This window comes from Collinsella sp. OM08-14AT (assembly GCF_003438115.1).
Taxonomy (GTDB): Bacteria; Actinomycetota; Coriobacteriia; order Coriobacteriales; family Coriobacteriaceae; genus Collinsella.
This window is the reverse complement of record NZ_QSTE01000027.1, coordinates 1-12149: the sequence shown is the minus strand read 5'-3', so window position 1 is coordinate 12149 and position 12149 is coordinate 1. Positions and strand designations below refer to the sequence as shown.

Annotated in this window: 8 protein-coding genes and 1 rRNA gene; all 9 read left to right on the top strand. The window is 59.9% G+C overall.

Going from position 1 to position 12149, the window contains the following annotated elements; genetic code table 11:
• Window positions 1-15: 15 nt before the first annotated feature.
• A 5S ribosomal RNA gene (gene rrf, locus DXC18_RS10100) occupies window positions 16-131 on the top strand.
• Window positions 132-302: 171 nt separating this feature from the next.
• Complete coding sequence (gene acpS, locus DXC18_RS10095) at window positions 303-842, top strand: holo-ACP synthase (protein WP_117717057.1); 540 nt, start codon at window positions 303-305, stop codon at window positions 840-842.
• Entirely contained in the window at window positions 843-2459 is a 1617-nt protein-coding gene (locus tag DXC18_RS10090) for an NAD(P)H-hydrate dehydratase (protein WP_117717056.1), read from the top strand. It abuts the gene before it with no gap.
• Window positions 2460-2461: 2 nt separating this feature from the next.
• Window positions 2462-3607 (top strand): alanine racemase, encoded by a 1146-nt coding sequence (gene alr, locus DXC18_RS10085; protein WP_117584237.1) that lies wholly within the window; start codon window positions 2462-2464, stop codon window positions 3605-3607.
• Window positions 3608-3615: 8 nt separating this feature from the next.
• Window positions 3616-4236 (top strand): uracil-DNA glycosylase, encoded by a 621-nt coding sequence (locus DXC18_RS10080; protein ID WP_117717055.1) that lies wholly within the window; start codon window positions 3616-3618, stop codon window positions 4234-4236.
• 12 nt (window positions 4237-4248) lie between these two features.
• Window positions 4249-4755: a tRNA (adenosine(37)-N6)-threonylcarbamoyltransferase complex ATPase subunit type 1 TsaE gene (gene tsaE / locus DXC18_RS10075; RefSeq protein ID WP_117717054.1), complete on the top strand. Its 507-nt coding sequence runs from the start codon at window positions 4249-4251 to the stop codon at window positions 4753-4755.
• Complete coding sequence (gene tsaD / locus DXC18_RS10070; protein ID WP_117717053.1) at window positions 4742-7126, top strand: tRNA (adenosine(37)-N6)-threonylcarbamoyltransferase complex transferase subunit TsaD; 2385 nt, start codon at window positions 4742-4744, stop codon at window positions 7124-7126. Before tsaE ends, tsaD begins: the two co-directional genes overlap by 14 nt.
• 678 nt (window positions 7127-7804) lie before the next feature.
• Entirely contained in the window at window positions 7805-9694 is a 1890-nt protein-coding gene (locus tag DXC18_RS10065) for a carbon starvation protein A (RefSeq protein ID WP_117717052.1), read from the top strand.
• Window positions 9695-9877: 183 nt separating this feature from the next.
• Complete coding sequence (locus DXC18_RS10060) at window positions 9878-12070, top strand: hypothetical protein (protein ID WP_158552088.1); 2193 nt, start codon at window positions 9878-9880, stop codon at window positions 12068-12070.
• The last annotated feature ends 79 nt before the right edge of the window (window positions 12071-12149 follow it).

The following is a 12149-nucleotide window of genomic DNA, read 5'->3' as shown; positions in this document are numbered from 1 at the left end:
GGGCGCCGCCCACCGGTCAGCGGCCAGAGCATGGGGGGCACGCCCGGTCCCGTTCCGAACCCGGAAGCTAAGCCCCATCGCGCCGAGAGTACTGCGGGGCCAGCCCGTGGGAGGCCAGGGCGCCGCTGACCGGTGGACGGCACCGAGCCGCCAGCTGAGATGAGAAGGGGGAGGCCTCGCGGCCTCCCCCTTTTTGCGTTAATAGGGGCCGTCACTTTACTTCGCTGTGTTTTTAACCCTCGTTTGTCGCATCTTCTGCGAACGGGCTACAATGTCTTAGTCTGTGCAGCATGGAGGTGATTATGGCCGAAGCCGGAATCGGCGTTGATATCGTCGAGATTTCCCGAATGAAATCAATCCTTGAGAAGACGCCAGCGTTTGCCCGGCGCGTGTTTACCGATGAAGAGCGCGCGTATTGCGATGCATCGTCTCGTCCTGCCGCGCATTATGCCAGTCGCTTTGCTTCTCGTGAGGCCGTGCTTAAGGCGCTTGGTACGGGTTTTAGCCAGGGCGTTGGCCGTAAAGACGTTTCCGTAACGCGCGATAAGCTCGGTAAGCCAAAAGCGCTGCTTTCGGGCCGTGCTCTTGATATCGCCCGGGAATTGGGCGTTGTCGAGGTTGCTCTTTCTATTACTTTGACGGGTGACTTGGCTGTCGCTAATGCCATTGCGATCACCGAGGATTCTCGACCTAAACCTAAGGAAGAAAAGGTGAGCACGAAGGAGCGCGTTGCTCAGACATTTAAAGAGGCTCGTTCTGTCTTAGACGAGCTCGAACAGCTGCAACAATCTGCTTTGTCGGAACATCTGGGTGATGATCCGCAAGATGTGCTAGGAGCATAGATGAAACCGGTTTTGAGTACCGAGGAAGTCGTTCGCCTCGAAGATATCATCGAGCGTGAGGGCACCTCGAAGGCCGAACTCATGGAGTTGGCGGGAGAATTTGCCGCCAATGAGATTTTAAAGCTCAACCCCGATCGCGTTCTTGTATTGGTCGGTTTTGGCAACAATGGCGGAGATGGCTGGGTTGCCGCTGACATTCTGACGCATAAGGGCGTTGATGTAGATATCGTCTCTCCGGTTGAGCCGGATGAGATCCCTGCCGCTCTCGCTCGTCATGTTGCCCGCCGCACTGCTGGCCGCGACGTGCACGTTTGCGTCGGTCCCTCGCGTGACGAACTCGAGGTTTTGATCGATAAGGCCGATGTTGTTGTCGATGCCATTTTTGGTACCGGTTTCCACGGGAATCTGCGTGCGCCGTTCTCCATTTGGATTCCTACGGTCAATGAATGCGCCGATTGTGTCGTATCCATTGATGTCCCCTCGGGCCTGAATGCCGAGACGGGCGTTGTTGATGACGACTGCATTCGTGCCGAGCGCACGGTGACGATGATTGCGCCCAAGATTGGTCTGTATAGCGCTGATGGTCCTGAGTATGCCGGCGATTTGACCTGCGGCAATCTTTACGACCGTCTTGACGAGGTCATCGATGATGTCGACCACGCCGCCGAGATTGTCGAGCCCGGTGACTTAGTTGATTACTTTGCTCCGCTACCATCGAATATCGATAAGTATTCCCGTGGCTCCGTGCTTATTGTCGCCGGATCAGCGCAATATCCTGGTGCTGCCATTATGGCGGCCAAGTCTGCAGCTCGCGCGGGTGCTGGTTACGTGGCAGTCGCGGCTCCTGACGCCTGTGCCAATCTCATTCGCATGGCACTTCCTTCGATTCCGGTCTTTGCCATTCCGTCGGATTCTCGCGGTTCTTTTGGCGCCGCTGCGCGCATGACGGTATGCGAGATTGCTAAGAAGTACAGCTGCGTGCTTTGTGGCCCCGGCATGACGACGTCTGCCGGTGCCATGCAGGTGGTTTCCGGCCTACTCGAGCTCGATGTGCCGCTTATCTTGGATGCCGATGCTCTCAACTGCCTTGCCAAGATTGCAATCGATGGCATCGACAGCAATCCCGAGATGTATCGTCGTGAGCAGCCGCTCGTTATGACGCCGCATTATCGTGAGCTTTCGCGTCTCGTTGCCGGCGATGAGGTCAATGACCTGGGCACAGCGATTGCTGCTGCGCAAAAGGTTGTCTGGGCCGCCGGTTCCGATAACCTCGTTGTTATCGCTAAGGGTCCGACGACGGCCATTTGCGGTGTTGAGCGCGTGTTGCTGCCGCTCTCGGGCCCGGCGTCGTTGGCGACCGCTGGCTCGGGTGACGTGCTTGCGGGTATTCTGGCCGGCACGCTAGCCACCATGCGCGACGAGATGGACCGCTGGGAGCTGCTGTACTCCTATGCTGTCGCGCTTCATAGCTATGCCGGTTTTGCCGCGGCGACGGAGTTTGGCGAGAAGAGCGTTATCGCGACCGATCTTATCGACTTGATCGGTCCCGCCATGGAATTGGCGGCAAAGGATGCACTCGATGATCTGGGAATCACAGACGAAGGGTCGGATGATTAAGTATGAATAAAGCCGATTTGACGCGTTGGTCCTGGGTCGAGATCGACCGCGGGGCGCTTCGCCGCAACACGAGGGCCTATAAGAATTTGCTGAATCCGCGCCAGCGCCTGTGCTGCGTGGTTAAAGCCGACGCTTATGGTCATGGAGCTGTTGAGTGCGCCAAGATCATGTATTCGGCCGGTGCCGACATGTTTGCCGTGGCGACGGTTAACGAGGGCGTTGAGCTCCGGCAGGGCGGGATTACGAAACCCATCCTCATTCTTAGCGAGCCGCCTATCGAAGCCATTCCGACGTTGCTCGAGTTCGATATTATGCCCTCGGTCTATACGTCTGACTTTGCTCTTGCGTATGGCGAATGTGCTGTCGCGGCAGGCAAGGTGGGCAAGTATCATCTCGCCATCGAGACGGGCATGAACCGCATCGGCGTACATTACACGCAGGTGCTCGACTTTGTCCGCGGTATTAATTTTCATCGCGGCATTCAGTGTGACGGCGTATTTACGCACTTCGCCACGGCCGATGAACCTTCGGGCTGGGACTATAAGCTGCAGTGCCAGCGCTTTACCGAGGCAGTTCAAGCCATTAAGGATGCGGGTTTTGAGTGCGGTATCGTGCACTGCGCCAACACGCCGTCCTCGATGCTCGACCCCTCGATGCATTTTGATATGATTCGCGCCGGCGTTGGCTTGTATGGCATGCAGCCGTGCGAGCTGAGTGGCCGTGTGATGCAGCTCGATCCCGTTATGAGCGTTCATGCGCGCGTGACGCGCGTGGCACACCCTGCGATGGGCGAGGGCGTGGGCTACGGTTTTACCTACCGCGTACCGCGTACACGCGTTCAGATCTGTACGCTGCCGATCGGTTATGCCGACGGCCTATCGCGTACGCTTTCCAATCGTATGGACGTGCTGTATCGCGGCGAGCGCGTGCGTCAGGTTGGCAATATCTGCATGGATCAGTTTATGGTCGCCATTCAGTCCAACCCGGCACACGAGATTCCCGAGGCCGAGTATGGTGACGAGATGATTATTGTCGGCCGCGATGGCGATGCCGAGATCACTATGGACGAGATGGCCCGACTGCGCGGAACGATTAACTACGAGGTCGCCTGCGGCTTTGGCATGCGTCTCGACAAGGTCTACGTGTAGGAGTCGCCATGGGCGTCATGCACATCCCCGGCCATTCCCATCAGGCGCCACGCGAGGTCGCGCTCGAGGAAATTGAGGCCGTTCTGGGTGATTGTCACCTCTGTCAGCTTTATCAGTCGCGTCACAATATCGTGTTTGGCGTGGGAAACCCCCGCGCTCGCGTCATGTTTATCGGTGAAGCGCCGGGTCGCAACGAGGATTTGCAGGGCGAACCCTTTGTGGGAGCGGCGGGTGAAGACCTCAACGGCATTTTGTCCCTGGCAGGTCTTAAGCGCGAGGATGTCTATATCGCCAACGTGCTTAAGTGTCGCCCGCCGGGAAACCGCAATCCGCGTCCCGAGGAAGTGCTGGCTTGCTCACCGTTTTTGCGCGAGCAGATTCGAAGCATCTGGCCCGATATCATCGTGACGCTCGGCAACCCCGCAACGCACTTTGTGCTCAAGACCGAGATCGGCATTACCAAGCTGCGCGGCAGGTTCCATCAGATGGGGCACTTTGTGGTGATGCCGACGTTTCATCCTGCGGCGGCGCTGCGCAATCCGGCGTGGCAGGAGTTGCTGGAGGAAGACTTTAAGATGCTGGGCGACTATCTGGAGCGGCACCCCGCGCCGGAGACCGCCTCGGAATAATAAGGAGCGCATATGTCCCTGGAGCGCCTGGGGGTAGGTACCTATAGAACGGCTCGTACTGCCGATACGGAGCATTTTGGCGAGCTGGTCGCACCGTGTCTAGAAGATGGCGATGTGCTGATTTTGACCGGCGGCTTGGGTGTAGGAAAAACCCACTTTACCAAGGGCGTCTCGCGTGCCCTGGGCGATGAGCATATGGTCACGAGCCCTACGTTCGCGCTCATGGCCGTTCATGACCAAGGACGTATTCCGCTGTTCCATTTTGATCTGTACCGCCTGGAACATGCCTACGAGCTTGAGGATACGGGCATTTTTGACGTGCTGGGCTATGAGGGTGTTTGCCTGCTGGAATGGGGCGAGCAGTTTCAGGATGAACTGACAGATGAGTATCTTTCGGTGACGCTTAAGCGCGACGAGGACGATAGCGACGTGCGAACGATAACGCTCGAGGCGCACGGCGATCGCGCAAAGGAGCTTTCCCATTTGATAGATAGGGCTGTACAAGATGAGCTTGCATAACGACAACGCGCTGGTGGTGGCGCTCGACACATCGACCGACATGCTTGCCTGCGCGGCAAGCTGGATTGATGGGCAGACGGGCGAGACGAAGCTCGCGAGTGGCGACCACATGTGTCGCCGTCACGCCAACGTTGAGCTCGTGAATACCGTTGATGGCGTGCTGGCTCAAGCCGGTCTGAATCGCAGCGATGTTGGTTGCTACGTGGTCGGCCGCGGCCCGGGGTCGTTTACGGGCGTGCGCATCGGCATCTCCACTGCCAAGGGCCTCGCATGTGGTGCCAATGTTCCGCTGCTGGGCGTGTCGACGCTTGACGCTTGCGCTTGGACGGCGTGGAAGGCTGGCGTGCGTGGCAAGCTTGGTATCTTGGCCGATGCTATGCGCGGTGAGGTATATCCGGCGCTGTATATGCTGGTCGATGAGGGTCCCGAGCGTCAATTTGAGCGCGAACACGTGGTCAAGGCCGCCGTGGCGCTCGATGAGTGGCGCCAAGCAGCGGACTGGGACCAGGTTCAGCTGACCGGTGACGGTCTTGTGCGCTATGGCAAGCTGCTGGGTGAGGACGAGACCGCCCGCTGCGTGGAGCGCGACCTGTGGTGGCCTTCGGGCGAGGGCTTGCTGCTCGCGCACGCTGCGGGTGACGGCGATCCGGCCCGCGTCCTGCCGATTTACACGCGCCTTTCGGATGCCGAGGAAAACGAGCGCAAGCGTCTTGGTCTTGCCGAGAGTGCGCAGAGCGAAATTACGGGTGTTGCCGATGAGCTCGCCGGTCGTCATCTGCAGTTCCGTCCCATGGGCGCGGCGGATGCCGAGGGCGCGAGCGCGCTGGAGGCTGCCTGCTTTGAAGGTGCCGGACACGAGGCATGGACGCCGGGCATGTTCCTGTCCGAACTGGGCGAGGACGTCGCTGCGCCGCGTAGTTGGTGGGTGGCACACGACGACGGCAAGCTGCTGGGCCTTGCCGGCGGTATGGTCGTGGACGGTGATGTGCAGATTCTGGATGTCGCCGTCGACCCGGCACATCGCCGTGAGGGCATTGCCCGCAAGCTGCTGTCGCACGTGAGCTATGATGCCCAGATGCTCGGCTGCACCACGGCTTCGCTCGAGGTCGAGGACGGTAACGAGGGAGCGATCGCGCTTTATAACGCTCTGGGCTTTACCGAGGCTGGCCGTCGCCGCGGCTACTATGGTGCCGGCAAGGACGCCATCGTCATGACGGCTCCGCTGCCCCTGGTGCTTCCGGTCGACAATGCTTCGCCCGAGCCGACGGCGGCAGAGCAGCGCGTATGGCCGCTGCCTGCGCCTTGGCGCTCTGCCGAGGAACGTGTCGAGATTGAGCGTCGCCGCCTCGTACTCGCTATCGAGAGCTCCTGCGACGAGACGGCGGTGGCGATTATCGATGCGGATGGCAATATGCTGGCCAACCAGGTGTCGACGCAGATTGATTTTCATGCACGCTTTGGCGGCGTGGTGCCCGAGATCGCCTCGCGCAAGCACGTCGAGGTGATTGTGAGTGTCGTGGATGCGGCACTCGAGGACGCCGCAGCGTCGCTGGGCCTTACGGGCGGAGCCATTACACCAAGTGAGCTTGCCGCCGTGGGCGTGACACAGGGTCCGGGCCTGGTTGGCGCCCTGGTGGTGGGCGTCGCCTTTGCCAAGGGCTTTGCGTATGCTGCCGGCAAGCCGCTCGTGTGCGTCAATCATCTGGAGGGCCACCTGTTTGCCAACCTGTTGGCGCAGCCCGACCTCAAGCCCCCGTTTATCTTTACGCTTGTCTCGGGCGGGCACACCATGCTCGTGCACGTGAAGGCATGGGGCGACTACGAGGTACTTGGTGAGACACTCGACGATGCTGTGGGCGAGGCCTTCGACAAGGTAGCCAAGGCGTTGGGTCTGGGCTATCCCGGTGGCCCCATCATCTCCAAGCTGGCCGAGACGGGCAATCCCCGCGCGATCGATTTTCCTCGCGCGCTTAACAGCAGGGGGGACTATCGCTTCTCGCTTTCGGGCCTCAAGACGGCGGTGACGCTCTACATCGAGCAGGAGACCAAGGCTGGGCGCACGATTCACCTGCCCGATCTGGCGGCTTCGTTTGAGGCAGCCGTCTTTGACGTTCAGTACAAGAAGGCCAAGAACGCGCTGCATGCCACCGGATGCAAGGAATACTGCATCGGCGGCGGCGTCTCGGCTAATCCGCATCTGCGCGAGATGATGATCAAGAAGCTTGGGCGCCAGGGCATCCGCGTGACGGTGCCGCCTCTCTCGGCATGCACCGACAACGCCGCCATGATCGCGGAGGTCGCCCGCCGTAAATTCGACCGAGGTGAAATCTCGCCGTTCGACGTCGACGCCGATCCAAACATGACGCTGTAGCTGGTACGGCGCGGTCCCCGGACGGAGGGGCCGGATATAAGGTTTCCTGCTCTACAGTCCTGCGCAAGACGAAGGACACATTAAGTGGCCTTCTTTGCGTGCGGAACTCGCGATAAACCTTATATCCGGCCCCTCCGGCCGGGGACCTTTCTGTATCGATATGGCTTCTGGGCTGGATCGGCGTCGACAACGTCCAGCAAGGTTAACCAGCCTGCGTCGAATTTCCGGCGTTCTTTAGCTGAAAGAAAAAGTTGGTGTGCGGAGCTTTGCTCCGCATTTGGGATGGGAGCTCCCGCGGCTCCCGAGGGGGCATCTCTCATGCAAAAACTTTTGTCGGGTAAAGTCCGAGGTTAGTGGCGTTTTATAACGAGAAATTCAAAAAAGTTGAAAATTCATTACTTATTTGCGTTGACTTTAGGTAACTAAAGTTTCATACTGCTTTTCATCCACTGGGGGATGTGAACACGCACGGATTGTTCGCATCATGATTGAAGAGGATTTCCTAGACATGTTCACGCATCAGCTAAACATTATCAGCGTAGTAATTATCTGATGCGGGTTAGCACATACAGCTAGCCCGTACGATAACGGGCGGCTGATGAAGATGAGGGCCGTCGAGCGCAACCGACGGCCCTCATTTTTTATGTCTGAGAAGTTCTTTTTAGAGGAGGAAATGTAATGAACGGAGTTTTGCTCATGGTTGTGGCCGCGGCGGTGCTCGCCTGCGGCTATCTGGGCTATGGCCGATGGCTGGCCAACAAGTGGGGCGTTGACAAAGAGGCCCTCACGCCGGCCAAGCGCATGAAGGACGGCAAGAGCTTCTCGCCCGTCTCTGCCTTCACCGCGTTCTCGCACCAGTTCAGCTCGATCTGCGGTGCCGGCCCTGTTACGGGTACGATCGTCGCCATGGCCTTTGGCTGGCTGCCCGTCGTGCTCTGGGTCCTCGTCGGCGGCATCTTCTTTGGCGCCGTCCACGACTTTGGCGCCCTGTATGCCTCGATGAAGAACAACGGCAAGTCGCTCGCTCAGCTCATCGAGAAGTACATCGGCAAGACCGGCCGTCGCCTGTTCCTGCTGTTCTGCTGGCTGTTCTGCATCATCGTCATCGCCGCCTTCACCGACATGGTCTGCAAGACGTTCATGTTCACCCCGGCCGTTGACGCTTCTGGTGCTGCTACCGGTGCCATCGACTTCACCAAGTCCTATGCCGCCGGCTGCGCTGGTACCATCTCCATCCTGTTCACCTTCGTCGCTATCGCCTTTGGTTGGGCCCAGAAGAAGTTCAACCTCACCGGTGCTACCGAGTTCGTCACCGGCGTGGTCCTCATGGTTCTCATGTTCGCCGTCGGTATGCAGTTCCCGGTCTACCTGGATAAGTTCCAGTGGTTCGCCGTCGTCATGGTCTACCTGGTCTTCGCTGGCGCTATGCCCATCCAGATGCTCAAGACCCCGCGTGACTACCTCACTTCCATCATGATGATCGTCATGATCGTTTGCGCTGTCCTCGGCATCGTCGTCCTGGGCGTCAACGGTCAGGCCACCATCACCGCTCCGGTCTTCACCGGCTTCTCCACTGCCTCCGGCATGATGTTCCCGGTCCTGTTCGTCTCCGTCGCTTGCGGTGCTCTCTCCGGTTTCCACAGCCTCGTTTCTTCCGGCACCTCTTCTAAGCAGGTCGAGAAGGAGCAGGACGCCGTCAAGGTCGGTTACGGCGCAATGATCGTCGAGTCCTTCGTCGGCATCCTTGCCATCATCGTCGCCGGCATCATGTTCTCCGACATGAACACCGCCGGTACCGGCGCCATCAACGCTGGCGTCGCTTCCACCCCGTTCCAGATCTTCGCTGCTGGTATCTCCCGCGGTATGCAGGCCTTCGGTGTTGACGGCACGCTCGCTACCGTCTTCATGACGATGAACGTTTCCGCTCTGGCCCTGACCTCGCTCGACGCCGTCGCCCGCATCGCCCGCACCTCGTTCTCCGAGTTCTTTGCCCAGACCAACGACGCCCTGGCCATCGAGTCCAAGGCCGGCTACATGAAGGTTCTCGGCAACCCCTGGTTCGCCACGGTCGTCACCCTGCTTCCCGGTCTCGCCCTCGCCTTTGGCGGCTATGCCAACATCTGGCCGCTCTTTGGCGCTTCCAACCAGCTGCTCGGCGGCATGACCATGATCACCCTCGCCGTGTTCTGCAAGTGCACCGGCCGCAAGGGCTGGATGCTCTACGTGCCCGTCGCCTTCCTGCTCTGCTGCACCTTCACCTCGCTGGTCCAGAGCGCCATGGGCTGCATGACCGCTGTCCAGGCTTACGGCTTCTTCGGCACCATCCCGGCTACCGCCACCACGGCCGCCGTCTCCGTCGCCGCCACCAAGGGCTTGCAGCTCGTTTTCGCCGTCCTGCTGATGGTCCTGGGCCTCATCGTCGCCGTCAACTGCCTCAAGGAGTTCTTCGGCAAGGAGGCCGGCTCCATGCCCGACGAGGAGCCCGAGTGGTCCGAGATGGGCAAGGCCGAGTACGGTCGCGCCGCTGCCGCTGAGGCTCCTGCCGACGCCGAGGCCGCTAAGGCCTAGTCGGTCGGACGGGTTGAATCTCCCATCTATTTGACTCGGAAAGACCGGGTCCGCAATCAAGCGGACCCGGTCTTTTTTCTTGTGATAACAGGTGGTGCAAGGGCGTTCTCGCAGATGTTTTGCGTGGATAGGCTCGTGCGTTGTACCATATGGACGTATATGTGTGCATATGAAAGGGGCCCCGTGGCCAAGACGGTATATTCCGATAATCAAAACAATGTCGATGCTCTGGCTGAGCGTCTGAGCAGCCAGACGTCGCTTTCTGCCGAGCGCGCCAAGCTGGTTGCCTACGACCTGCTCTGCCGCAAGGCGCTCAAGATTAAGTCGAGCGCGCTGGCGCAGATTTTCCGCTCCGTCGATAAGGAATGCGATACCAAGGCGATGCGCGATGAGCTTATCGCGGCAAATATCGTGACCAAGATCGAGGGCAGCGGCATTAACGGGCGCCCGGCGTTCTATACCATCAATGTCGAGATCCGCGATGCCCAGGAGCAGCCTGCCGAGTCCGTCGAAGATTTTGTCGTCGAGGATTCCGCTGACGTGCCTGCTGTGGAAGAAGTTGCTCCGCGTGAGCATGTTGATACCGATGAGTTGCTCGATGAGAACGTCGTGCGTGCCTTTACGGCCAAGGCAGGGCGCGGCGGTTTTGGCGGGGGTGGCAAGCGCGATGCGCAGCGTCGCGCCCAGCAGGAGCGCTTCCGTCGCGCCGTTGCTCGAAAGGGTGAGACGGATGCCGAGGCTGTTGAGAACGAGGTTGCTGCCGAGTCGCAGAGGCCCGCGAAGGAGCAAAAGCCCGTGGAGGCCCAGGAGCCCCAGCGTCGCCGTGGTGCCCACTTTAAGGCTGCGCAGCAGGATGTCGCGCATGAGGTTGAAGAGCTTTCCGAGGCCGCAGACGATGTTGAGGAGTCTGCCAAGAAGGCCCCGGGCTCATGTCGTCCCGGACGTGGTTTTGCGAGGCGCGCGTATCCCGTAAGGCGTCAGGAGAAGGGCGAGCCGGCTCCGACCGCTCAGGCCGAGAAGGCCGAACAAACCGAGAAAACCGTTGAGCCGGCGGCTCGCGAGCAGCAACCTTCCGAGTCGCAGCCTGCGGCTGACACTGAGGTCAAAGCTCAACATACCGCTGATAAGCAGGCGGGGGAGAGCGCCTCAGGCAAGCCCCGCCGTCGTCGTCACCGCGGCGGTCGTGGCTCAAATGCCGAGGCCGCGGCCGAGAAGACAGCGACACAAAACGGAGATGAGAAGGCCGAGACTCCGGTGGATCAGGTCAAGCGCCAGCCGGCGAAGGAGGCCAAGTCCGATCGTCCGCAAAAGCGCTCGTCTGCGCCCAAGCAGGAACGTAATACCCGGGCAGATTCCAAGCGTAAGCCTCATGCACAGGCTGAGCCTGCCGCGGCTGATAGTGCTACCCAGCAGCCCGAGTCGGCCGTCCACGGCGAGGTATCGGCGTTTGCCCTTGCCCGCGTTTTGGGCAGGCAGCTGCTCAAAGTTGTCCCTACGCCTACGGCGCTCTCTAAGATCAAGGAACAGCAGACTCAAATTGTTAAGGTCGAGGGCAAGGACGGCAAAAAGGCGCCGCAGCGCACTCAGCACAACGAGATGTCCAACCGCAAGATTGCCGAGGAAATCGCAATCATCCAGGCTTGGATCGAGCAAAACCGAGGTGCCGATACGCCGGTTGCCTCGCGCCGCCAGCGTGCCTACCAGATTTTTAACGACGAGAAGGCTTTTGACGGCAAGCACGGTGAGCGCCTGATAAGGCGCATGACCGAAAAGGGCATCAGCATGCAGGCGATCAAGGTCGCCCCCAACCGCCCCGTGCACTTTACGGGTTTCTTTACGCTGGGCGCCGATAAGCCGTTCATTATGGTCGAGAACCTGGACACCTACGACGAGATCGTCAGGCTGCTGCGTGGCCGCAAGCACGCCAAGCTCTTTGGCATCAAGGTGGGCGGCGTGATTTTTGGCGGCGGATGCAAGGCGAGCGTCTCGCATGCCCTGGACGATTATCTGGCCGAGATCGGCTATCGCTTTAACTACGTCTACTACGTGGGCGATATCGACCGCGAGGGCGCGCGCATCGTCGAGCAGGCTCGCAATGCCAATGTGGTTGAGATTCGCCTGCATGCCGGTATGTACCGCGCCATGCTCGCCGAGCATAAGCGTCGCGTGAAGGCCGGCGGCGAGTGCGAGCGCGCGGCTGCCAACCAGGGCGTGCCGCAGAACTTGGCGGCGACGATCAAGGATCTGCCCATGGTCACGCGCGTGCAGTTCCGCAATGTGCTACGTGAAGGCGGGCGCATTCCGCAGGAGATTCTGATGACCGCCGACTATCGGGATGGCGACTCGGGAAGCTTCGACCGCATGCTGAACAACTAAATTCCGCCGGCCCCGGGAGAGCGGGGACACCGGCTTAGGTTTCCTGCTCTACAGTCCTGCTCACGACGGAGGCCACATT